This window comes from Microbacterium sp. P5_E9 (assembly GCF_054049175.1).
Map to the genome: position 1 here is coordinate 288,534 of NZ_JBFUMV010000001.1, position 22,418 is coordinate 310,951.

At 68.7% G+C, this 22,418-nt stretch carries 19 protein-coding genes and 2 tRNA genes; 14 read left to right on the forward strand and 7 right to left on the reverse strand.

What is annotated here, in order from left to right; genetic code table 11:
• Window positions 1-5: 5 nt before the first annotated feature.
• Window positions 6-76: transfer RNA gene (locus ACXJ3V_RS01425), tRNA-Gly, on the reverse strand.
• A gap of 192 nt (window positions 77-268) precedes the next feature.
• Here ACXJ3V_RS01425 and ACXJ3V_RS01430 point away from each other — a divergent pair.
• From ACXJ3V_RS01430 to ACXJ3V_RS01460, 7 genes are all read left to right on the forward strand, one after another.
• Window positions 269-342 (forward strand) — tRNA-Pro (locus ACXJ3V_RS01430).
• A 74-nt stretch (window positions 343-416) separates the two neighbouring features.
• Window positions 417-1,868 carry a trigger factor gene (gene tig, locus ACXJ3V_RS01435; protein ID WP_457098473.1) on the forward strand — a complete coding sequence of 484 codons (1,452 nt, stop codon included), beginning with the start codon at window positions 417-419 and terminating at the stop codon, window positions 1,866-1,868.
• A 69-nt stretch (window positions 1,869-1,937) separates the two neighbouring features.
• Window positions 1,938-2,429 (forward strand): tetratricopeptide repeat protein, encoded by a 492-nt coding sequence (locus ACXJ3V_RS01440; RefSeq protein WP_457098474.1) that lies wholly within the window; start codon window positions 1,938-1,940, stop codon window positions 2,427-2,429.
• Window positions 2,430-2,519: 90 nt separating this feature from the next.
• Window positions 2,520-3,104 carry an ATP-dependent Clp protease proteolytic subunit gene (locus tag ACXJ3V_RS01445; protein ID WP_457098475.1) on the forward strand — a complete coding sequence of 195 codons (585 nt, stop codon included), beginning with the start codon at window positions 2,520-2,522 and terminating at the stop codon, window positions 3,102-3,104.
• 32 nt (window positions 3,105-3,136) lie between these two features.
• Window positions 3,137-3,808: an ATP-dependent Clp protease proteolytic subunit gene (locus tag ACXJ3V_RS01450; RefSeq protein ID WP_457098476.1), complete on the forward strand. Its 672-nt coding sequence runs from the start codon at window positions 3,137-3,139 to the stop codon at window positions 3,806-3,808.
• Between the two features lie 189 nt (window positions 3,809-3,997).
• Window positions 3,998-5,266, forward strand: a complete 1,269-nt coding sequence (clpX, locus tag ACXJ3V_RS01455) for an ATP-dependent Clp protease ATP-binding subunit ClpX (RefSeq protein WP_457098477.1) — start codon at window positions 3,998-4,000, stop codon at window positions 5,264-5,266.
• A gap of 47 nt (window positions 5,267-5,313) precedes the next feature.
• Window positions 5,314-6,423 (forward strand): epoxide hydrolase family protein, encoded by a 1,110-nt coding sequence (locus ACXJ3V_RS01460; RefSeq protein ID WP_457098478.1) that lies wholly within the window; start codon window positions 5,314-5,316, stop codon window positions 6,421-6,423.
• A gap of 12 nt (window positions 6,424-6,435) precedes the next feature.
• On the opposite strand, the gene ACXJ3V_RS01465 is transcribed toward ACXJ3V_RS01460, so the two are convergent.
• A complete protein-coding gene (locus tag ACXJ3V_RS01465) occupies window positions 6,436-8,487 on the reverse strand; it encodes a M3 family metallopeptidase (protein ID WP_457098479.1) in 2,052 nt (683 codons plus the stop codon).
• 108 nt (window positions 8,488-8,595) lie between these two features.
• Between ACXJ3V_RS01465 and ACXJ3V_RS01470 the strand changes: the two genes are divergently transcribed.
• Genes ACXJ3V_RS01470 through ACXJ3V_RS01480 form a run of 3 tightly spaced genes read left to right on the forward strand, consistent with a single transcriptional unit; the run spans window position 8,596 to window position 10,777 of the window.
• Complete coding sequence (locus tag ACXJ3V_RS01470; RefSeq protein ID WP_457098480.1) at window positions 8,596-9,231, forward strand: winged helix-turn-helix domain-containing protein; 636 nt, start codon at window positions 8,596-8,598, stop codon at window positions 9,229-9,231.
• Window positions 9,228-9,437: a hypothetical protein gene (locus tag ACXJ3V_RS01475; RefSeq protein ID WP_457098481.1), complete on the forward strand. Its 210-nt coding sequence runs from the start codon at window positions 9,228-9,230 to the stop codon at window positions 9,435-9,437. The genes ACXJ3V_RS01470 and ACXJ3V_RS01475 overlap by 4 nt, the downstream gene beginning before the upstream one ends.
• A complete protein-coding gene (locus tag ACXJ3V_RS01480; RefSeq protein ID WP_457098482.1) occupies window positions 9,434-10,777 on the forward strand; it encodes an MFS transporter in 1,344 nt (447 codons plus the stop codon). The genes ACXJ3V_RS01475 and ACXJ3V_RS01480 overlap by 4 nt, the downstream gene beginning before the upstream one ends.
• Here the strand turns inward: ACXJ3V_RS01480 and ACXJ3V_RS01485 are convergent.
• The 4 genes from ACXJ3V_RS01485 to ACXJ3V_RS01500 all read right to left on the reverse strand — a co-directional run bounded on the left by ACXJ3V_RS01485 (window position 10,774) and on the right by ACXJ3V_RS01500 (window position 15,712).
• Window positions 10,774-11,022 (reverse strand): hypothetical protein, encoded by a 249-nt coding sequence (locus ACXJ3V_RS01485; protein WP_457098483.1) that lies wholly within the window; start codon window positions 11,020-11,022, stop codon window positions 10,774-10,776. The genes ACXJ3V_RS01480 and ACXJ3V_RS01485 overlap by 4 nt on opposite strands.
• A 1-nt stretch (window position 11,023) precedes the next feature.
• Window positions 11,024-13,603 carry a valine--tRNA ligase gene (gene valS, locus ACXJ3V_RS01490; RefSeq protein WP_457098484.1) on the reverse strand — a complete coding sequence of 860 codons (2,580 nt, stop codon included), beginning with the start codon at window positions 13,601-13,603 and terminating at the stop codon, window positions 11,024-11,026.
• A 114-nt stretch (window positions 13,604-13,717) separates the two neighbouring features.
• The gene (locus ACXJ3V_RS01495; RefSeq protein WP_457098485.1) at window positions 13,718-14,371 is read right to left on the reverse strand and encodes a pentapeptide repeat-containing protein; all 654 of its coding nucleotides are present in this window, start codon (window positions 14,369-14,371) and stop codon (window positions 13,718-13,720) included.
• Window positions 14,372-15,712 carry an MFS transporter gene (locus tag ACXJ3V_RS01500; protein ID WP_457098486.1) on the reverse strand — a complete coding sequence of 447 codons (1,341 nt, stop codon included), beginning with the start codon at window positions 15,710-15,712 and terminating at the stop codon, window positions 14,372-14,374. It lies immediately after the preceding gene.
• 327 nt (window positions 15,713-16,039) lie between these two features.
• On the opposite strand from ACXJ3V_RS01500, the gene ileS reads away from it, so the two are divergent.
• The 4 genes from ileS to ndk are packed head-to-tail and all read left to right on the forward strand — an operon-like array spanning window position 16,040 to window position 21,681.
• On the forward strand, window positions 16,040-19,492 hold the full coding sequence (ileS, locus tag ACXJ3V_RS01505) for an isoleucine--tRNA ligase (protein WP_457098487.1): 3,453 nt from the start codon (window positions 16,040-16,042) through the stop codon (window positions 19,490-19,492).
• The gene (locus ACXJ3V_RS01510) at window positions 19,489-20,847 is read left to right on the forward strand and encodes a bifunctional folylpolyglutamate synthase/dihydrofolate synthase (protein ID WP_457098488.1); all 1,359 of its coding nucleotides are present in this window, start codon (window positions 19,489-19,491) and stop codon (window positions 20,845-20,847) included. The genes ileS and ACXJ3V_RS01510 overlap by 4 nt, the downstream gene beginning before the upstream one ends.
• Complete coding sequence (locus ACXJ3V_RS01515) at window positions 20,844-21,266, forward strand: DUF4233 domain-containing protein (protein ID WP_457098489.1); 423 nt, start codon at window positions 20,844-20,846, stop codon at window positions 21,264-21,266. Before ACXJ3V_RS01510 ends, ACXJ3V_RS01515 begins: the two co-directional genes overlap by 4 nt.
• Window position 21,267: 1 nt before the next feature.
• Window positions 21,268-21,681, forward strand: a complete 414-nt coding sequence (gene ndk / locus ACXJ3V_RS01520; RefSeq protein ID WP_457098490.1) for a nucleoside-diphosphate kinase — start codon at window positions 21,268-21,270, stop codon at window positions 21,679-21,681.
• Here the strand turns inward: ndk and ACXJ3V_RS01525 are convergent.
• Window positions 21,678-22,280, reverse strand: coding sequence for a vitamin K epoxide reductase family protein (locus tag ACXJ3V_RS01525; RefSeq protein ID WP_457098491.1), 603 nt, complete (start codon window positions 22,278-22,280; stop codon window positions 21,678-21,680). The two genes, ndk and ACXJ3V_RS01525, sit on opposite strands and share 4 nt — an antisense overlap.
• Between the last annotated feature and the right edge of the window lie 138 nt (window positions 22,281-22,418).

Sequence of the window (22,418 nt, forward strand, 5' to 3'; positions counted from 1 at the left end):
ATGCGAGGGGCTGACGGGAATCGAACCCGCATCATTAGTTTGGAAGACTAAGGCTTTACCACTAAGCTACAGCCCCGAATCCGACGGCGTTCCGTCGGGATCGGGTTATTGAGTTGTCCGCAGCAGGCCGCGACATCCGACAGTCTACCGGACCGGCCCCCGCACTCCTGCCCGCCGGCGCCAATCCGTGCCACACACAGTTGGGTCACACCCGAGTCGGCTAGACTTCTCAGGGCCGTTCGGCATGCGCGCGCGTATGCAGCCCGCCCGGGGCGTAGCTCAGCTTGGTAGAGCGCCCGCTTTGGGAGCGGGAGGTCGCAGGTTCAAATCCTGTCGCCCCGACATCACGGCCCCACAGACCCAGACCTTCAGCTGCACCGTTTCGCGTGCGGCCGAGACGAGGAGAACGAACAGTCATGGTCAACAGCACCGTCGAGACGCTCAGCCCGACCCGGGTGAAGCTCCACATCACGGTCACCCCCGACGAGCTCAAGCCGAGCATCGCGCACGCGTATGAGCACATCGCTCAGGACGTGCAGATCCCCGGCTTCCGCAAGGGCAAGGTGCCGGCGCCGATCATCGACCAGCGCGTCGGTCGCCTCGCAGTTCTCGAGCACGCCGTCAGCGAGGGTCTCGACACCTTCTACCGCGACGCCGTCGCATCGAACGAGGTGCGGGTGCTCGGACGCCCGAAGGCCGAGGTCACCGTCTGGCCCAGCGACAAGGACTTCAGCGGAGACCTCGAGGTCGAGGTCGAGGTCGACGTGCGGCCCGAGTTCGCGCTTCCCGAGCTCGAGGGTCAGACCGTGACCGTCGACGCCGTCGAGGCCGACGACGCCGCGATCGACGCTGAGCTCGACCGCCTGCGCAGCCGCTTCGGCACGCTCGTAACGGTCGACCGTCCGGCCGCGACCGGCGACTTCGTCGAGCTCGACCTCGTCGCCACCATCGGCGACGAAGAGATCGACCGCGCCGAGGGCGTCTCGTACGAGGTCGGCTCGGGCGAGCTGCTCGAAGGCATCGACGAGGCCATCGACTCGCTCACCGCCGGTGAGGACACCACCTTCCGCTCGAAGCTCGTCGGCGGCGACCACGCCGGTGAGGACGCCGAGGTCTCGGTCACCGTCACGGCCGTCAAGGAGCGCGAGCTTCCCGACGCCGACGACGACTTCGCGCAGATCGCCAGCGAGTTCGACACCATCGCCGAGCTGCGCGAGAGCCTCGCCGAGCGCGTCGGACAGCAGTCCGTCTTCGCGCAGAGCGCGGCAGCCCGCGACAAGCTCATCGAGCAGCTGCTCGAGCAGGTCGAGATCCCCGTGCCGGCCGGACTCGTCGAGGACGAGGTGCACAACCACCTCGAGGGCGAAGGCCGTCTCGAAGACGACGTGCACCGTGCCGAAGTGACCGAGGCCAGCGAGAAGCAGTTCCGCACGCAGATGCTGCTGGACGCGATCGCCGAGAAGCTCGACGTCTCGGTCTCGCAGGACGAGCTCACCCAGTACCTCGTGCAGTCGGCCGCCCAGTACGGCATGCCCCCGCAGGACTTCGTGACGGCGCTGCAGGAGAACAACCAGCTGCCCGCCATGGTGGGCGAGGTCGCTCGCAACAAGGCGCTCGCCGTCGCCCTCGGCAAGGTGTCGGTCGTCGACACGAACGGCAAGACGGTCGACCTGAGCGACTTCATCGCCGTGGATGACGAAGACGACGCTGAAGAGGTCGTCGAAGAGGCCGAGGAGATCGCGGATGCCGCGGCCGAGGCCGATGAGATCATCGAAGCCGAAGAGGCCGCTGTGGTCGAGGAGAAGCCGGCCAAGAAGGCTCCGGCCCGCAAGCCGGCCGCCAAGAAGGCCGCTGCCGACAAGAAGTAGTCGCCCGCTGGGTCGACGAGGGGACGGATGCCGCGCGCATCCGTCCCCTTTCTTCATCGAGGAGGAACCATGGCCGATGAGTGGGACGCCCAGGTGGCGGCTGTCTGGGCAGATCACGAGCTGAGTGACGCCGATCGGATCGCGCGGATCGACGCGCTCGCCGCCACGCTCGACGAAGGCGATGCGCGGGGTCTCTTCGAGCGTGCCGGCGCCCGCGACTCGGCGGGCATCGAAACCGAAGCGGAACCGCTCTACCGCCAGGCGCTCGCTGCCGGCCTGGACGAGTACAGTCGCGCTCGTGCAGTGATCCAGCTCGCCAGCACGCTGCGCAACCTCGGCCGGACCGACGAGGCGCTCGGGATGCTGCGCGAAGAGTTCGATCGCGGACCCGAAGCACCCCTGCACGACGCCGCCGCGGCCTTCTACGCGTTGGCGCTGGTGTCGTCGGGGGAGGCCGTGGCCGCGGCATCCGTCGCGCTGAAGGCGCTCGCGCCGCATCTGCCTCGCTACACCCGCTCCGTAGCCGCGTATGCCGATGACCTCGTGAGCGAGCGGGACTGACCGTCCGCTCTCTGCCCAGGGCGAACACGGCCGGGTCGTCGAACGCGCCCCGGTAGATTCGAGGAGACGTCCAAGGAATCAGGAGTACTAATGGCCGAACCACTTGTCGCGACGAGCGTCTTCGACAGGCTGCTGCGGGACCGCATCATCTGGCTGGGCTCAGAGGTGCGCGACGACAATGCCAATGAGATCTGCGCGAAGATCCTGCTGCTCGCAGCGGAAGACCAGCAGAAGGACATCTACCTCTACATCAACTCGCCTGGCGGCTCGATCACAGCCGGCATGGCGATCTACGACACGATGCAGTTCGTCCCGAACGACATCGTGACCGTCGGCATCGGCATGGCCGCGTCGATGGGCCAGCTGCTGCTCACGAGCGGCACGAAGGGCAAGCGCTACATCACTCCGAACGCGCGAGTGCTGCTGCACCAGCCGCACGGCGGGTTCGGCGGCACGGCGAGCGACATTCAGACGCAGGCTCAGCTGATCCTCGACATGAAGAAGCGCCTCGCCGAGATCACCGCAGAGCAGACCGGCAAGTCCGTCGAGCAGATCAACGCCGACGGCGACCGCGACCGCTGGTTCGGTGCCAAGGAAGCGCTCGAATACGGCTTCGTCGACCACATCCGCGCCCACCTGACGGATGTCGTCGGCGGCGGCGGCACGGCCAACTGACGAGACCTGCGGCGAAAGAGAGAGAAACCCGAATGCACACCCCGACCTTCGGCATTCCGCAGGGCCTGAACGTTCCGAACAGCCGGTACATCCTGCCGCAGTTCGAAGAGCGCACGGCCTACGGCTACAAGCGCCAGGACCCGTACAACAAGCTCTTCGAGGATCGCGTCATCTTCCTCGGCGTGCAGGTGGACGACGCCTCGGCTGACGACGTCATGGCGCAGCTGCTGGTCCTGGAGAGCCAGGACCCCGACCGCGACATCATCATGTACATCAACTCGCCCGGTGGCTCGTTCACCGCGATGACGGCGATCTACGACACCATGCAGTACGTGTCGCCGCAGATCCAGACCGTCGTGCTCGGTCAGGCTGCGTCGGCTGCGGCCGTGCTGCTGGCAGCCGGCGCACCTGGCAAGCGTCTCGCCCTGCCTAACGCGCGCATCCTCATCCACCAGCCCGCAATGGGCGAGGCGGGCCACGGGCAGGCGTCGGACATCGAGATCCAGGCCGCAGAGATCCTGCGGATGCGCACCTGGCTCGAAGAGACCCTGGCGAAGCACTCGAACAAGACGCAGGCAGAGGTCAACAGGGACATCGATCGCGACAAGATCATCTCCTCGGAAGAGGCTGTCGTGTACGGCCTCGTCGACCAGGTCCTCACGACCCGCAAGCGCCTTCACGGTCAGGCCGCCCTGACGAAGTAGCTTCATCCTTCAGCGCCCCGCTCCCGAATCATCGGGGGCGGGGCGCCGGTGCGTCCGGGGGGCGTTTGCGCCCAGAGCGTACGGCGCCCTTCCACACTTCGCGTCGCAATCCCGCCCGACGTCCGCGTCAGCGGTTAGGCTCTGAGGACGGTGGGAAGCGGCAGCCCCGCGGCAACGAGGAGGAGCCCGATGGCACGTATCGGTGAGAGCGCCGACCTGTTCAAGTGCTCATTCTGCGGAAAGAGCCAGAAGCAGGTGCAGCAGCTGATCGCCGGTCCCGGCGTGTACATCTGCGACGAGTGCGTCGAGCTCTGCAACGAGATCATCGAAGAGCGTGCCGCTGAGCAGGGCGCGGGCGTCGTCTCCGACTTCGACCTCCCCAAGCCCCGCGAGATCTTCGCGTTCCTCGAGGAGTACGTCGTCGGCCAGGTGCCGGCCAAGCGCGCGCTCTCGGTCGCGGTGTACAACCACTACAAGCGCATCCGCGCCCACGGCACCCTGCAGACCGCCGAGCAGCGCGCCGACGACATCGAGATCGCCAAGAGCAACATCCTGCTCATCGGCCCCACCGGCTGCGGCAAGACGTATCTCGCCCAGACGCTCGCCAAGCGACTGAACGTCCCCTTCGCGGTGGCGGACGCGACGGCCCTCACCGAGGCCGGGTATGTCGGCGAGGACGTCGAGAACATCCTCCTCAAGCTCATCCAGGCGGCCGACTTCGACACGAAGCGCGCCGAGACCGGCATCATCTACATCGATGAGGTCGACAAGATCGCCCGCAAGGCCGAGAACCCGTCGATCACCCGCGATGTATCGGGGGAGGGCGTCCAGCAGGCGCTCCTGAAGATCCTCGAGGGCACCGTCGCATCGGTGCCCCCGCAGGGCGGACGCAAGCACCCGCACCAGGAGTTCATCCAGATCGACACGACGAACGTCCTGTTCATCGTCGCCGGAGCGTTCGCCGGGCTCGAAGACATCGTCTCGAGCCGGGTCGGCAAGCACGGCATCGGCTTCGGCGCCCAGCTGCACGACAAGGAGCGCGACCTCGACCTCTTCAGCGAGGTGCTCCCGGAAGACCTGCACAAGTTCGGCCTCATCCCCGAGTTCATCGGTCGGCTCCCGGTCGTGGCATCCGTCTCGCCCCTCGATCAGGTCGCGCTGATGGAGATCCTCACTGAGCCGAAGAACGCGCTCGTCAAGCAGTACCAGCGCATGTTCGAGCTCGACGGGGTCGAACTCGAGTTCGAGCACGACGCCCTCGAGGCCGTGGCCGACCTCGCCGTGGGCCGCAAGACCGGCGCCCGCGGGCTGCGCGCGATCCTCGAAGACGTGCTCGGGCCGATCATGTTCGAGATCCCGTCCGCCGAAGACGTCGACAAGGTCATCGTCACCAAGGCCGCCGTCCAGGAGGGCGCGGCCCCGACTCTCGTGCTGCGGCAGAAGCGCAAGAGCGCCTAGCTCGCGACAGCGAGCGGATGTCGGCGGCCACGCCTAGCGTGGCCCTTATGCGCCAGTTCCAGATCGACGTGCCCGACCCGATCTTGCGAGATCTCCGCGCTCGACTCGAGACGGCGCGGCTGCTTCCCGATTCGCCTCGGCGACCGGCATCCGGGATGTCCGCTGCCTATCTGCGCGCGCTCGTGACGACGTGGCGGGAGTTCGACTGGCCGGCTCGCCAGGCGTGGCTCAACGAGCATCCGCAATTCGTGGCGGACATCGGCGACACGGCCCTCCACTTCGTGCACCGTCGTGCTGCGCGCGTGGACGCCCCGGCCTTGCTGATCATGCACGGCTGGCCGCATCTGTTCAGCCTCCAGTTGGAGTTCGCCGACCTGCTGCCGGACTTCCACATCGTCGTGCCGAGCCTGCCAGGGTTCGGCTTCTCGACGCCGTACGCCGAGGGCGCGATCACCGAGGTGCGCCTGGCCGCCACGATGCACACGCTGATGACCGATGTGCTCGGCTACGACCGCTACCTCACCTACGGCGAGGACGTGTCCGCGAACGTCAACGACCTGATCGCCGCCACCTACCCCGACCAGGTCGCGGGCATCCTGGTGACGCACTCCCACTTCCCCTCACGTGCGGAGCGCAGCCGGCTCACCGACCCCGCCGAGCGCGCGTTCTTCGACGACCTCGATGCGGCGCACGGCCCGAACGGCGCCTACGGCCACATCCAGGGCACCCGACCCGACACGCTCGCCGTGGCGCTCAACGACTCGCCGGCCGGACTGATCGGCTGGCTGACCGAGAAGCTCGTCGAATGGAGCGACACTCCTCCTGGTGACCCTGCGGCCGTCGAGCGCCGGATCTCGAGGGACCGCATCCTCACCGAGGCGATGATCTATTGGGTCACCGAATCCATCGGCACATCGTTCCGGCCCTACTACGAAGGTGCCGACCAGCCCGCTCCGATGCCGGCCGTCGAGGTGCCGGCGGCGGTGTTCATCCAGCGTCACGAAGGCTCGTACCCCGAGTCCATCGCCCGCGGCTACTACCGCGACCTCCGGGTGTTCGAGCGACTGGCCGAAGGCGGGCACTTCACAGCGGCCGAGGTCCCCGCGGGGCTCGCGGAGCGAACCCGCGCGTTCGCGCGTGACCTCGGCCTGCTGTGACGGCCTGCGGCCTCAGTCGGCGAGACCGCGACGTTTGAGCAGGGGCTCGATCTCGGCATCCCGCCCTCGGAAGTCGCGGAAGGCCTCGAGGGGGTCCTTCGACCCGCCGACGCCGAGCAGTCGCTGCCGGAAGCGCTCACCGTTCTCGCGGGTGAGTCCGCCGTTGTCGCCGAACCAGTCGACGGTGTCGGCGTCGAGCACCTCGCTCCAGATGTACGAGTAGTAGCCGGCGCTGTAGCCGCCCGCGAACACGTGGGCGAAGTAGGTCGAGGAGTACCGGGTCGGCACGACCGGGTTGTCCAGACCGATGTCGGCGAGGGCGGATGCCTCGAACCCCGCGACGTCGATGTCCTCGGCGGCCTGAGCCTCGGTCAGGGAGTGCCACGCCTGGTCGAGCCACGATGCCGCGAGGTACTCGCTCGTCGCGAACCCCTGGTTGAAGGTCTCGGAGGCGGCGAGCTTCGCCACGACGGCTTCCGACAGCGGCTCGTCGGTGTCGATGTGGCGCGCGTACTTCGAGAGCACCTCGGGCCAGTAGATCCACATCTCGTTGACCTGGCTGGGGAACTCCACGAAGTCACGGAAGACATTCGTGCCGGCGAAATGCGGGTAGGTGACGGTCGCGAACAGCCCGTGCAGCGCATGCCCGAATTCGTGGAACAGGGTGGTGACCTCGTCGAGCGTCAGCAGGGTCGGCTTGCCCGGCGCCGGCTTCGGGACGTTGAGGTTGTTCACGACGACGGGCTTCGTGCCGCGAAGACGGGACTGCGAGACGATCGAGTTCATCCACGCCCCGCCGCGCTTCGTGTCCCGGGTGTACAGGTCGAGGATGAATAGGCCGAGCGGCGAGCCGTCCTCGTTGTGCACCTCGAACACGCGTGCGTCCGGGTGGTACGCGTGCAGGTCGCCGCGCTCGGTGAAGGTGATGCCATAGAGCGCCGTGGCGGCGTAGAAGACGCCGTCCTGCAGCACCCGCTCGGCGTCGAACCACGGGCGCAGTGCGGCGCGATCGAGGTCGTACTCGGCCTGGCGCACCTTTTCGGTGTAGAACGCCCAGTCGTGCGCTTCGAGTGGGAACGGCTCCGGCTCCGCATCGATGATCGCCTGCAGGGCCTCCTGCTCGCGTCGCGCGTTGCGGGCCGCGGGCGTGGCCAGTTTGCGGAGCAGCTCGTGGACGGCTTCGGGGGAGCCGGCGGTCTCGTCGGCCGTGACGAACGCCGCGTGCGACGGGTAGCCGAGGAGCGCCGCGCGCTCGGCGCGCAGCCGGACGATCTCGAGGAGCACCGCGCGGTTGTCATCGTCGGTGCCCCGCGATCCGCGGGCTCTCGAGGCATCCAGGATCCGCCGGCGGCTCTCGCGGTTCGTGAGGCTGGAGAGATACGGATGCCCCGTGAACAGCGTGAGGGTGACGAGGTGCTTGCCTTCCAGGCCGCGATCTGTCGCGGCCTGTGCTGCCGCCGACAGCTCGCCTTCGGTGAGGCCGTCGAGTTCGGCGGCGTCGTCGAAGACGACGGCGAGGGCGTTGGTGTCGTTCAGGAGATTCTTCTCGAAGGTCGTCGTCAGCGACGACAGGCGCTGATTGATGGCGGTGAGCCGCTCCTTCGCCGTCTCATCGAGCCCCGCGCCCGCCTGCGTCATCTCCCGGAAGTGGCGCTCGACGAGGTAGCGCTGCTCGGGATCGAGCTCGAGCTCGTCGAGCTGCTCGTGCAGGGTCTTCACGCGCCAGTAGAGCTGCGCATCCAGCTGGATCGAGTCCTGGTGGGCCGACATGAGCGGGGCGAGAGTCTCCTCGATCTGCTGGATCTCCTCGGTCGCGTCGGCGGACGACACCGTGTAGAACGTGCGCGAGATGTCACTGAGCAGGCGTCCCGCCGTCTCGAGCGCCGCCATCGTGTTCTCGAACGTCGGCATCGAGCGGACGCGGGTGATCGCGTCGACCTCCTGCCGGTGCTCGGCGAACGCCTGCTCGAACGCGGGCAGATAGTGCTCGGGCAGGATCGCGGAGTAGTCCGGAAGCCGGTAGGGGAGCGTGCTGGGGGTCAGAAGAGGATTGTCGGTCGCCATGGTCGACAGCCTATCGAGCGGTGGACTCAGGGTGCCGAAGAATATTTGCAAATAATCCATTGCAAAACAATGCTTGCAAAGACTCCTTTGCATCGCTACTCTCAGGATATGGACGAAGACGAGGAACACGGCGATGACCCGGCTGCGCGGGTCGAGGTGCCGCGGCAACCCGAGCGCGTCCTGGACACCGGAGCCCTGCGCGCTCTCGCCCACCCGCTCCGGGTTCGGATCTACGACATCCTCAGTCAGTACGGACCCCAGACCGCGAGCTCACTTGCCGAGCGGCTGGGGGAGTCGAGCGGCTCGACGAGCTATCACCTCCGGGCGCTGGCTAAGCACGACCTCATCCACGAGGTCGAGGGCCGGGGGACGACCCGCGAGCGCTGGTGGGAGCGTCAGCCCGGTGGCGTGACGTTCGCCAGCCCGCAGGCGATGAAGACCCCGGCAGGCCGCTCGGCCACGCAGATCGTCATGAACGAGTTCCTGCGCAACCGCCACCAGCAGCTCATGGACTTCGTCGAGCAGGGCGCTGCGCTCGACGACGAGACCTGGGCCGACGGCACCCTGATCTCCACCGCCACCGCGCGGCTCACTCCCGCGCAGAGCAGCGAGCTCACCAATCGCATCATGGCGGTGATCGACGAGACCGTCGCCCAGTACCGCAATCAGACCGGAGAGGACGTGCGGCCGGTGACCATCCGCGCCGACGTCTTCCCCCTTCCCGACCTGGAGGGCAAGTCATGACCGCTATCAGTGCACACCGTGTCGACACGACGCCGCTCGAGCGCACACTTCTGCACACGGCATCCGCGCTCGATCACTTCGTCACCACGCGACTCGAGCGCCGTGCGGGCCGGTCTTCGCGCGCGCGAGCGGTCGCCGCGGCGAAGCACGAGCAGTCCCGCGCCGTCGCCCAGGCGTTCGGTGCGATGGGGCTGCTGCCCCGATGAGCGCGTCGCCCTCCATGGTCACCGATCAGTCAGGCGGCGCGCGCGGGGGCGATCGGCTGGGCCGCGACTTCGGCAAGCTGTGGACCGCAGCCGCATTCAGCAACCTCGCCGACGGTCTCGGACGCACGGCTGTGCCGCTCATCGCGACGACGCTCACGCAGGATCCCCTCGCGATCTCGGTCATCGGCGCCCTCGCCTTCGTGCCGTGGCTGGTGTTCGGGCTCCCCGCTGGGATGCTCGTCGACCGGTTCGACCGGCGCGTCATTATGGCGATCGCGAACACCATCCGCGGTGCGGTCGCGCTGTGGCTCGCGGTGCTCACGATGTCGGGACACATCGACATCTGGGCGCTGTTCGCCGGCACCTTGATCTTCGGGCTCGGTGAGACGCTCTTCGACAACGCCACCAACGCCGTGCTGCCCGGAGTGGTCGGCCGTCCGCAGCTCGACCGCGCCAACGGCTGGATCCAAGCCGCGCAGGTCACCATCGACAACTTCATCGCCACCCCGATCGCGGGCATCCTCTTCGCCGTCTCGCTGGCGCTTCCGCTGTGGCTCGGCGGGCTCGGCTACATCGTGCCGATCGTCCTGGCCATCCTGCTCCCGCTGTCGGCTGCGCGGCCGCTTCGTGAAGGCGCGCCGGTTCCGGATGCCTCGGCCCCCGACATCGACGCCGGCTCTCCCCTTCCTGAGCCGGTGGCCGCCACCCTCGCACCCTCGAAGGTCACCGCCCGCGAGGCCATCTCCTACTTGCGACACGCTCGCTACCTGCGCTCGATGGTCGTCTTCACGTGCGTGATCGGCTCCGCCTTCTCGTTCGCACAGGCGCCGCTCATCCTCTTCTTCCTCAACGAGATGCACGTGGCGCCGGCGGCGATCGGCTTCGTCACGGCCGGAATCGGCGTCGGCGCACTGATCGGCTCGATCGTCGCATCGACGCTGGTGCGCCGATTCGGGCGAGGCGTCGTCATGCTCGCCGCGAACTTCGTGGCCGCCCTGGGGATGCTCCTGACCGGACTGGCGCCGGAGGTCTTCACCGCCGTCGCCGCCTTCGGGTTGAGCGCGTTCGCGGTGTCGGTGTGGAACGTGCCGTGGGGGGCGCTGCGTCAACAGATCGTGCCGCCGCACCTGTTCGGGCGCGTGCTCGGGATCATCCGCACCTTCACGTGGGGACTGTTCCCGATCGCCACCGTGCTCGGGGGCTGGGTGGCGCGGTACGACCTGCGACTGCCGATGCTGATCGGAGCCGGTGTCGTGTTCGTCGCGGCACTGTGCGGCGCACGCCTGCTGCTGGTCGGCACGAAGGCGGCCGGCGCCGAGTCGGAAGCTCGGGTCGGTTAGGCGAATCCGTCTTCGTCGTCGTGAGTGACGACGGCCTGGCCGTCGGCATCGAGGCTGACGATCACGCCGGTGTCGAGCTCCGCGATCGGACGGCCTTCGAGCCAGGTGAGCGTCCACCGGGGGCGCGGCTGACCGAGCCCGTCGTCCGGGAGGGCGCGGTCGACGCCCTCGACCGCCGCACGCACCGAAGGCGGGACTGCCGCGGGAGGGGTGTCACCAGAGGTCCAGCGGGTGCCGAGCTGCACGTCACACCTCCACGGGGGCGAGTTCGATCGCGGTGATCGCGATGGCCGCGGCATCCGCGTACTCCACCTCGGCGATGCGGCCGACGGCCTTGAGGTCGCCTTCCGCGAGGCGCAGGAGAGCCACGGACGCCTCGGGCGCCGAGATCGTGACGCGGGCGACGGGTGTCTTCTGCGAGGCCTTGGCCTCGGTCTTGGCCCGGCGGATGCCGACGAGCGCGTCGCCGACGGCCGAGAGGACCGCGGGGTCGCCGGCGGTGCCGAGCGGCTCCGGCCATGGCGCGGTGTGCACGGAGCCCTCGTGGAACCATGACCACGACTCCTCCGCGGCGAAGGCGAGCACCGGGGCGAACAGGCGCAGGAGCGCCTCGAGGGCGATGCGCAGCGCCAGAGCGGCGGAGGCCTGGCCGACGTCGGTGCGGTCGTAGGCGCGCTCCTTGACGAGCTCGAGGTAGTCGTCGCAGAACGTCCAGAAGAACGACTCGGCGATCTCGAGCGCGCGGGCGTGATCGTACGAATCGAGCGCCTTGGTGGCGTCGCGGATCACGCCGTCGAGCGTGGCGAGCATCGACGCGTCGAGCGCGTGCGTGACTTCGGCGCCCTCGGGCACAGGGAAGGACAGCACGAACTTCGCGGCGTTGAGCACCTTGATCGCCAGGCGCCGACCGATCTTGATCTGGGTTGGGTTCTGCGGGTCGAAGGCGGCGTCGGTGCCGAGACGGCTCGAGGCCGCCCAGTAGCGGACCGCGTCGGACCCGTGCTGCTCGAGGATGTCGGCCGGGGTGACGACGTTGCCCTTCGACTTCGACATCTTCTTGCGGTCGGGGTCGACGATGAAGCCGGAGATCGCGGCATCCGTCCACGGCGCGCGGTCGTCTTCCATCGCGCTGCGCAGCAGGGTGGAGAACAGCCAGGTGCGGATGATGTCCTGGCCCTGGGGGCGGAGATCGAACGGCGCGACGAGGTTCCACAGCTCCGGGTCGCGCTCCCAGCCGGCCGCGAGCTGCGGGGTGAGGGAGGAGGTCGCCCAGGTGTCGAAGATGTCGTTCTCGCCGGCGAAGCCACCGGGGACGCCGCGCTGCTCGGCCGTGAAGCCGTCCGGCACGTCGGTGGACGGGTCGACCGGCAGCCGGTCGGCGGCGGGGAACAGGACGCGGTCGTAGTCGCGGTCGCCGTTCTCGTCGAGCGCGTACCAGACCGGGATCGGCACGCCGAAGAAGCGCTGGCGCGACACGAGCCAGTCGCCGGTGAGGCCGTTCGTCCAGTTCTCGAAGCGCACGCGCATGAAGTCGGGGTGCCACGACATCTCGCGGCCGAAGCCGATGAGCCGCTCGCGCAGCTGCTCGTCGCGGGCGCCGTTGCGCAGATACCACTGCCGGGTCGAGACGATCTCGAGCGGGCGGTCGCCCTTCTCGTAGAACTTCACGGCGTGCGTGAACGGCTTGGGCTCGCCGATGAGCTCGCCCGACTCCTGGAGCAGCTCGACGACGCGCTTCTTCGCGCTGAACACCGTCTTGCCCGCCAGCTCGGCGTAGGCGGCCTGCGCGGCATCCGTGGTGAGGACGTCGGGAGCCTCGGCGATGATGCGGCCGTCCTGGCCGAGGATCGTGCGGTTGGGCAGATGGAGCTCACGCCACCAGATGATGTCGGTCACATCGCCGAAGGTGCAGATCATCGCGATGCCGGAGCCCTTGTCGGGCTGGGCCAGCGGGTGGGCCAGCACGGGCACCTCGACGTCGAACAGCGGGGTGCGCACGGTCGTGCCGAACATCGGCTGGTAGCGGGCGTCATCGGGGTGCGCGACGAGGGCCACGCAGGCGGCGAGCAGCTCGGGGCGGGTCGTCTCGATGTGCACATCGCCAGAGCCGTCGGTCTTGTGGAAGGCGACGCGGTGATAGGCGGCCTGCTGGTCGCGGTCCTCGAGCTCGGCCTGCGCGATCGCCGAGCGGAAGTCGATGTCCCACAGCGTGGGCGCGAGCGCCTGGTAGGCCTCGCCGCGCTCCAGGTTGCGCAGGAACGCGAGCTGGCTGGTGCGGATCGTGTCGTCCGAGATCGTCCGGTAGGTCTGGGTCCAGTCGACGCTCAGGCCGAGCTTGCGCCACAGCGCCTCGAAGTGCTTCTCATCCTCGACCGTGAGCTTCTCGCACAGTTCGATGAAGTTGCGGCGGCTGATCGGCACCTGGTCGGCGGCGCGGCCGCTCTTGTTGTCGCCGCCCTCGTAGGGGGGCGTGAACTCGGCGTCGTACGGCAGCGAAGGATCGCAGCGCACGCCGTAGTAGTTCTGCACGCGCCGCTCGGTGGGGAGGCCATTGTCATCCCAGCCCATCGGGTAGAACACCGTCTTGCCGCGCATCCGCTCGTAGCGCACCTTGACGTCGGTGTGCGTGTAGCTGAACACGTGGCCGATGTGCAGGCTCCCCGAGGCCGTCGGCGGGGGAGTGTCCACGCTGTAGATCCCGGCGCGGCCGACCTCAGCGGCGACGGCACGATCGAACAGGTAGGTGCCATCCGCGGTCCACGCGGCATCCCACTTCTCTTCGAGACCCTCGAGGGCGGGCTTGTCGGGAATGTGCGCGTCGGCCATGGGCGTCTCCTGCGATATGTGCGGCACCGGGTGTACGTGCCTGAGTGTGGGATGTCCGTCGATTCTACCGGCGTCGACTGCGACGCGCCTGCGAAGGAATTCGGAGCCAGGGCCTCAGTCGTCGACGCGGATGCCGAGAGCTGTGGCGAGGGCGGGTGCGAGGTGCTCGACCTGGCGGAAGGAGAGCGTCGCCCTTCGCAGGCCGGCAGGGTCCGTGTACGAGACGGCCTCGAGCCCGCGCAGGTCGAGGTGCTCGCTCCGCAGCCCGCGGGTGTCCACCTCGTCGGCTCGCGAGTCCTCGAAGCGCACCCGGGTCAGGGTGGCCTGCGGCAGATCAAGGGCACCGATCACGCAGTCCACGACGACCAGGTCATTCACGCGCGCCGCGGGAAGGGCGAGGTAGTCGATGCGGATGCCGCGCAGCTCCACCCCGTCGAGCTCGGCGCTGCGCAGGTCGAGGGTGCCGATGCGCCCGCCCGTGACGCGGACGTTCCGCCACCGGCCCTCTACACCGCGCAGTTCGGTGGCCCGGAGGTCCGTGATCTCGACGTCGCTGAGCGAGGCGCCGGTCAGGTCGAGGCGGTCGACGGATGCCGCGGCCACGACGCACTCCGCAACGTGCGCGTGCGCGGCATCCACCGTTCCCGAGAGACCCTCGATCCGTGCCTGGACCAGGTCATCGCCGCGCTCGATCCCGGCGACGGGGTCGAGCGAGTCGGGGATGTCCGGGGTCGCGGCGCGCGGCGCGCGCAGAATGTCGCGCGCCATTCAGGCTGCCTGGGGGGCCAGCGCGGGGGTGAACTCCGGCTCGGGCTGCCGGCGGGCGGCGAGCCACGCCGAGCCGAGCGTGACGGCGGAGAGCACGGCGAGCACGATTCCCGGATGCCACCAGGCGAAGTCCGTCGCGCCGCCGATCGCGATGGTCACGAGCGGGACGAACCCGCTCACCGTGGCGGCGATCGCGTACGCGATCGACAGCGCCGAGTAGCGGAAGTGGTCGGGGAAGAGGTCGTTCATGAGGCCCCCGAGCGCCGCCCACGACATGGTCGGCAGGATCCCGCCGATGATCATGGTCGCGACCAGGATCGGGAACGTGGCGAACTGCAGCAGGTAGTACATCGGGAACGCGATCAGCAGGGTTCCCGCGGCGCCCCATGCGACGACCTGGGCGGAGCCGATCCGCGCCGCGAGCCGGCCGAACAGCGGGATCGTGATCAGCTGCAGCAGGGCGCCGATCGTCGTGGCGATGAGCAGGTCCTGGAAGCTGAAGCCGAGCTGGTCGACGCCGTAGTTGATGGTGTACGTGTTCATCAGCGAGTACGACCCGATGCCGAGCAGCGCGGCGCCGATCGCGAGGAGCAGTGCCCGGGGACGCTCACGGAACAGGGTGGCGAACGGAAGCCGATCGCGACGGCCCTCCGCCACGACGTTCTCGAAGACGGGCGTCTCGTCGATCGACCAGCGCAGGTAGAGCGACACCGCGAGCAGCGGCAGCGCGAGCAGGAACGGGATGCGCCAGCCCCATGCCATGAGGTCCTCGATCGGCATCGCGATCGTCAGGACGATGAACACCGCGGCGGACAGGATCGAACCGACTGGCGAGCCGAGCTGCGGGATCGCGGCGTAGAAGGCGCGCTTGACTGGCCCGGAGTGCTCGGTCGCGAGCAGGATCGACCCGCCCCACTCGCCGCCCAGGGACAGGCCCTGTGCGATGCGCAGCAGGATGAGCAGGATGGCGCCGACCCAGCCGGCCTGCGCGTAGGTCGGCAGCAGTCCGATGGCCCCCGTCGCGATGCCCATGATCGCCACGGTCCACAGCAGCGTGGTGCGTCGGCCGAGTCGGTCGCCCATGTGCCCGAAGATCGCGGCGCCGATCGGTCGCACGACGAACGCCAGCGCGATCGTCGAGAAGGACGCGAGAGTCTCGCCGAAGTCGCCGAGCGGCTCGAAGAACAGCGGGCCCAGGAAGAACGCGGAGAAGTAGGCGAAGAGGTAGAAGTCGAACGACTCCAGCGAGGTGCCGACCATCGACGCCCAGGCGACGCGGGCGGTGGGATCGGCAGAGGGGGCGGTGCGGGGGGAAGCGGATGCTGCGGAGGTCACAGGCATCCATCCTGCCACCGCTGGGCGTTGGTGGATCCCGTCCAGGAACGCCGCCCGACTTCCCCGCTCACCCTCAGGACCCATGCCGGTAGAATCGGAGCACAGACATCGATCCGGCCATCACCGGGGAGTCTTCGGAAGAACGCGAGACGGCCGCTCCGGCATCCGTCTCGTCACTAGAACCGAACGGGGCAGGCCCGTCACAGCCGCAGTGAGAGTGGCCCGCGGTCCCTGAGCTCGTCGAAGGGTCCGCGAGGCAACGCGGGGTGGTACCGCGGTTCCCTTGTCCGGGGAGTCGTCCTCGCAGGAAGCATCGCAACCTGCTGGAGTGAAATGACCTACCCCAAGTCCTCGTTCGGTCCTGCCGCCGACCCTTCGACAGGCTCAGGGCAAGCGCTGACATCGGCCGTCGTGCCGAGTCCGCGGTTCCCCGAGATCGAGCAGGAAGTGCTCGCCTTCTGGGAGCGGGATGACACGTTCCGCGCGTCGATCCAGCAGCGCGAGGGCGCCGAGGAGTGGGTGTTCTACGACGGGCCGCCGTTCGCCAACGGACTCCCCCACTACGGCCACCTGCTGACCGGCTATGCGAAGGACCTCTTCCCGCGATTCCAGACGATGCGCGGCAAGAAGGTCGATCGAGTCTTCGGCTGGGACACGCACGGCCTGCCGGCGGAGCTCGAGGCGATGAAGCAGCTCGGCATCACGGAGAAGGCCGAGATCGAGTCGATGGGAATCGACGCGTTCAACGCGAAGGCCCGCGAATCGGTGCTCGCGTACACGCACGAGTGGGAGGACTACGTCACCCGCCAGGCGCGCTGGGTCGACTTCGAGCGCGGCTACAAGACGCTCGACACGAACTACATGGAGTCGGTTCTCTGGGCGTTCAAGACGCTGCACGACAAGGGGCTCGCGTACGAGGGATACCGCGTGCTGCCCTACTGCTGGCGTGACGAGACGCCGCTGTCCAGCCACGAGCTGCGCATGGATGACGACGTCTACAAGATGCGTCAGGACCCCTCGGTGACGGTCACCTTCCCTCTCACTGGCGTGAAGGCCGAAGCGCTCGGGCTCACCGGCGTGCGCGCCCTGGCCTGGACGACCACGCCGTGGACGCTCCCGACGAACCTCGCGCTCGCCGTGGGTCCCGACATCCGCTACGTCGTCGTCCCCGGGGGACCAGCGGGCTCGGCGGACGTGCACCACGCGGCCCCGTCGACAGGCTCAGGGACCGTTGGTGAGTCGGACGACACCCTCGAGGGCACCGCGCACCGCTACCTGCTCGCCGAGGAGCTCCTCGCGGGCTACGCGAAGGACCTCGGCTACGAGAACGCCGCCGCCGCCCGCGAGGCCATCGTGCAGACCGTGCTGGGCTCGGAGCTCGAGGACGTCACCTACGACCGCCTCTTCGATTACTACGCGGATGCCGCGACCTGGGGCACCGCGAACGCGTGGCGCATCCTCGTCGACGACTACGTGACGACCGCGGACGGCACCGGCATCGTCCACCAGGCCCCGGCCTATGGTGAGGATGACCAGCGGGTCACCGAGGCCGCCGGCATCCCGCTCATCATGAGCCTCGACGACGGCGGACGCTTCCTGCCGCAGGTGACGGACGTCGCCGGCGAGCTGTGGATGGACGCGAACACGCCGCTCGTGCGGGTCCTCCGCCAGGACGGGCGCCTGCTGCGACTCGCCAGCTACGAGCACTCCTACCCGCACTGCTGGCGCTGCCGGAACCCCCTCATCTACAAGGCGGTCTCGAGCTGGTTCGTGCGCGTCACCGACTTCAAGGACGGTCTGCTCGAGAACAACGAGAAGATCACCTGGGTTCCCGACAACGTCAAGCACGGCCAGTTCGGCAAGTGGCTCGAAGGCGCACGCGACTGGTCGATCAGCCGCAACCGCTACTGGGGATCGCCGATCCCGGTGTGGAAGAGCGACGACCCCGAGTACCCGCGGGTCGACGTCTACGGCAGCCTCGCCGACCTCGAGCGCGACTTCGGGCGCCTGCCCGTCAACACCGCGGGCGAGGTGGATCTGCACCGTCCGTTCATCGACGACCTGACGCGTCCGAACCCCGACGACCCGACCGGCCGCAGCACGATGCGCCGCATCGAGGACGTGCTCGACGTGTGGTTCGACTCCGCGTCGATGCCCTATGCCCAGGTGCACTACCCGTTCGAGAACCACGACTGGTTCGACGCGCACTCACCCGCGGACTTCATCGTCGAGTACATCGGCCAGACGCGCGGCTGGTTCTACGTCATGCACGTGCTGTCCACGGCGCTGTTCGATCGCCCCGCCTTCACCGGTGTGTCGTGTCACGGCATCGTGCTCGGCAGCGACGGTCTCAAGATGTCGAAGTCGCTGCGGAACTATCCGGACGTGTCCGAGGTCTTCGATCGTGACGGCTCCGACGCGATGCGCTGGTTCCTCATGTCGAGCTCCGTCCTGCGCGGCGGCAACCTCGTCGTGACGGAGGAGGGGATCCGCGCCGGCGTGCGCGAATTCATGCTCCCGCTCTGGAACGCGTGGTACTTCTTCTCGACGTATGCGAACGCTGCCGGTGGCCCTTCGACAGGCGCAGGGACCGGGGACTCCGGGTACGAGGCCCAGTGGCGCACCGACTCCACCGACGTCCTCGACCGCTACATCCTCGCGCTCACCGGTGACCTCGTGCGCGGCGTCGCCGCCGACCTCGAGGTGCTCGACTCGACACTCGCGGCGGCCAAGCTCCGCGAGTTCACCGAGGCGCTCACCAACTGGTACATCCGCCGCTCCCGCGACCGGTTCTGGGTGGGAGTCGACCCGTCCGACCCGAAGACCACCGAGGCGTTCGACACGCTGTACACCGTGCTCGAGACCCTCACCCGCGTCGCGGCGCCGCTGATCCCGCTCGTGTCGGACCGCGTCTGGCAGGGGCTCACCGGGGGACGCAGCGTGCACCTGCAGGACTGGCCGGACGCCGACGCCTTCCCCGCCGCGGATGACATCCGCTCCGCGATGGACGCCGTCCGCGAGGTCTCGAGCACCGCGAACGCGCTGCGCAAGAAGGAGGGGCGTCGCGTGCGCCTCCCGCTTTCGCGCTTGACCGTGGTGGTGTCGGATGCCGGGGCCCTCGCCCAGTTCGACGACATTCTGCGCGAAGAGCTCAACGTCAAGAGCATCGACCTCGTCGAACTCGAGGCGGAGACCGCCTCCGGCTACGGGATCACCCATCGACTGTCGGTCAACGCGCGGGCAGCCGGACCTCGGCTCGGGAAGCGCGTGCAGCAGGCGATCCAGGCGGCCAAGGCAGGGGAGTGGAGCGAGCACGACGGCATCGTCGCCGTGCGCACGCTCGAGGGCGAACTCGCGCTCGAGCCCGGCGAGTACGACCTCGTCCTGGAGACCACCGGCCGGCCCGAGGGTGAGGCGCTCGCGCTGCTGCCTCGGGGCGGATTCGTCCTGCTCGACACGACGACCACGCCCGAACTGGAAGCCGAGGGGCTCGCGCGGGATCTCATCCGGGCCATCCAGGACACGCGCAAGGCCGCCGGTTTCGAAGTCAGCGACCGCATCCGCCTGGGGCTGTTCTTCACGGATGCCGCGGACGCCGCAGCCGTCAGCTCGGCGTTCGACATCGCAGACATCGCGGGCGAGACCCTCGCGACCGAGCATGCGATCTCCGTGGATGGCCAGGCCAACATCGGTGAGGCCGGCCATCGGGCGACGTTCGCTGCCGGCGCGTACGCGAATGCGGGCGAGTTCTCGGTCTCCGTGACGAAGGTGAAGGCATCCGCATGAGTGAACGTGATCGCAGTCGGGCCGACGCCGTGTACGCGGCGCTCCTGCAGCGGCAGGGTGAGCGCTGGGTGCAGCCGCGCGTCGAACGCACCCGGCGGGTGCTCGAGCTGCTCGATGACCCGCAGCGCACCTACCGGGTCGTGCATGTCACCGGCACGAACGGCAAGACCTCCACGAGCCGGATGATCGAGAGCCTCGTGCGCGCTCACGGACTGCGCACCGGGCTGTTCACGAGCCCACACCTGGAGCGGTTCACCGAGCGGATCATGATCGACGGCGAGCCGATCGCCGACGGCGCGATCGCCGACGCCTGGGACGAGATCGAGCCGTTCGTCGACCTGGTCGACGCCGAGCTCGCGGCTGTCGACGACGCGCCGCTCACCTTCTTCGAGCTGCTCACCGTGCTCGCCTTCGTCGCCTTCGCCGATGCACCGGTCGATGTCGCGGTCGTCGAGGTCGGCATGGGCGGCTCATGGGATTCGACGAACACCGCGGACGGCGACGTCGCGGTGATCGCGCCGATCGACCTCGATCACGCCGACCGGCTCGGCGAGACGATCGCCGACATCGCGGCAGTCAAGGCCGGGATCATCAAGGACGGCGCGGCCGTCGTCTCGGCCCGTCAGGATCCGACGGCCGATACCGTGCTGCGCGCCGCCGCCGCCGCGCGGGGCGCCACGATCGCGTTCGAAGGCGCCGACTTCGGCCTCACATCGGGCCGGCTCGCCGTCGGCGGGCAGCTCATCTCGGTGCGCGGCCTCGCCGGCACCTACGACGATGAATACCTCCCGCTCTACGGTGCACACCAGGGCTTCAACGCCGCGCTGGCCATCGCCGCCGTCGAGTCGCTCATCGGCGGCGCCAGCCAGGCGATCGCCGGCGACATCCTCACAGAGGGGCTCAGCAACACGACATCGCCGGGCCGACTGCAGCTGGTCGGCATCAGCCCCACCGTGCTCGTCGACGCCGCGCACAATCCGCACGGCGCACGGGCGCTCGCCACCGCCCTCCAGGAGTCGTTCTCCTTCGACGAGTGGGGCGTCGTGCTCGGCATCCTCGCCGAAAAGGATGCCGCAGGCATCGTCGCGGCGCTCGCCCCGGTCGCGACGCATGTCTTCGCCACGGCGCCGGAGTCCGATCGAGCCAACGACGCCGACCGCATCGCCGACCTCGCCGAGCTCGCGGGCCTGCCCGTCACCGTCCACGAGGGGGTCTCGGACGCCGCTGAAGCCGCACGAGCCTGGGCCGCGGCATCCGATCGTCGCGCCGTCGTGATCGCCGGCTCGGTCGTCCTCGCGGGGGAGGCGCTTGCGCTCGCCGCTGCGGAGGACTGGAAGGCGGGGTGGGAGGAGTGAGCGCGCCCACCGCGCCGGTGGCTCGCGAGCCCCGGCGACCTCGTCGCCGGGGCGCAGCGGAGTCGCTCGGCTCGATCGTGCTGGCCTTCGAGTCGATCGTCGTCTTCCTGGGCGGCCTGGTCGCCTACGGTCTCAAAACCCTTCCGCCGGGGGTGGAGCAGTGGTGGGGCATCGTCGCCGGCGCAGTCGTGGGACTCGCGATGCTGCTGACCTCAGGACTCATGCGCTATCGCTGGGCGATCGCGCTGGGCTGGGCGCTGCAGGGAGTTGTGATCCTGGGCGGATTCCTCGTCCCGGCGCTCGTGCTGGTCGGCCTCGTCTTCGCGGCCCTCTACGGGTATGCCACGATCAAAGGAGCGTCCCTGGACAAGCGCAACGCGCAGCTGATCGCCGAAGCCGAGAACGAAGATGGAGACTGACATGGCCACTGAAGAGACCCTCGTCCTGGTGAAGCCCGACGGCGTCGCCCGGGGCCTCACCGGCGCGATCCTCGCGCGCATCGAAGCCAAGGGCTACGCGCTGGTCGACATCCGTCTCGTCGAGCCGGATCGTGAGACGCTCGAGCAGCACTACGCCGAGCACGAGGGCAAGCCGTTCTACGAGCCCCTCCTGGACTTCATGATGTCCGGGCCGTCCGTGGCCATCCGACTCGCCGGCAACCGCGTGATCGAGGGCTTCCGCTCGCTCGCCGGAACCACCGACCCGACGACGGCCGCGCCGGGCACCATCCGCGGCGACTTCGGTCGCGACTGGGGCCTGAAGGTGCAGCAGAACCTCGTGCACGGCTCGGACAGCCCCGAGTCGGCCGCCCGCGAACTCGCGATCTGGTTTTAGAAGAGCGCGTTGAGCACGTCCAGGCGCATCTGGGCGAGGATCGCGATCACGGCGTAGCTGACGACGGCGAGGAGCGGCACCCAGCTCATCAGGCGGTCCGCTCCTCGGCGCAGACCGGCGGGGGCGGGCACAAGGCCCGCGCGCAGGATGTGCAGCGTCACCGCGTAGAACGTCGGGATGGTGACGATCCACGTCACCATGCACCACGGGCAGAGCGTGCCCAGGATGAAGATGCTCTGGCCGATGAGCCAGATCACGAAGCCGAACGCGAACAGCACGCCACCCTCGAAGAGCCACCAGAACCAGCGGGCGAAGCGGGCGTGGGCGAGGATCGCCGCACCGACCACGATGGGCGCCACCCAGCCGGCGAGGCCCAGGATGGGGTTGGGGAATCCGAACACTGCACCTTGCCAGGATTCGAGATTCCGCGTGCACTGCACGAGGGGCGAGAAGTCGCAGGACGCCACTGAGCCCGGGTTCTCCAGCAGGTTCAGCCGCTCCATCGTGAGGGCGAACGCCGCCCACCAGCCGATCGCTCCGGCGATGACGAGCCACACGGCCAGACCGGTGGGACGGGAGTGGGATTGCGCCGTGGACATGCTCGGATTATGACATCGCAAACCTCGCGGATGCCGCGTCCCGCACCGGCCGAAGACGCGCGGATCTGCGTGCTTCGCGCAATCGATCCGTGAAAGTGCGATAATGGTCGTTGATCGGTCGCGGCCGCGCCGCCACCG